The sequence below is a fragment of the Acinetobacter sp. AND/436 genome, from assembly GCF_049546925.1.
Lineage (GTDB): Bacteria > Pseudomonadota > Gammaproteobacteria > Pseudomonadales > Moraxellaceae > Acinetobacter > Acinetobacter indicus.
On the sequence record NZ_JBMXBO010000052.1, the window covers coordinates 1 to 307 of the forward strand.

1 protein-coding gene is annotated in these 307 nt (G+C 38.1%); it reads right to left on the minus strand.

The annotated features are described in order from the left end of the window. On the minus strand, window positions 1-210 hold a 210-nt coding region (locus ACPEPR_RS13845), incomplete at its 3' end, for a DUF4372 domain-containing protein (protein ID WP_423562570.1). Between the last annotated feature and the right edge of the window lie 97 nt (window positions 211-307).

Genomic DNA, 307 nt, shown 5'->3' on the forward strand with positions numbered 1-307 from the left:
TAGCTTTTCCTGTTGGCACTCCAAATTGGATTGAATATCTCTCAGACTTTGCCTACAAGAGAATTGAGACATCAATATGGCAATAAACTGATCCCACCGGGAAGTCGCTCTAAATTTCTGTCCAACATGGTGTACTTTAGCAAGTTGTTCAAAATCCTGTCGCACAACAGGTTTAATTAGCTCATGAAATACGGTATTCTGATGTGACAAAACCTGAATCCTGGTCATTAAAGTGTTTGTTTGCACTCATATTTTAACTGTTAGGACTCAGGTTTTTTTATTTAAAGCAAACTATGGGACAGCAGTG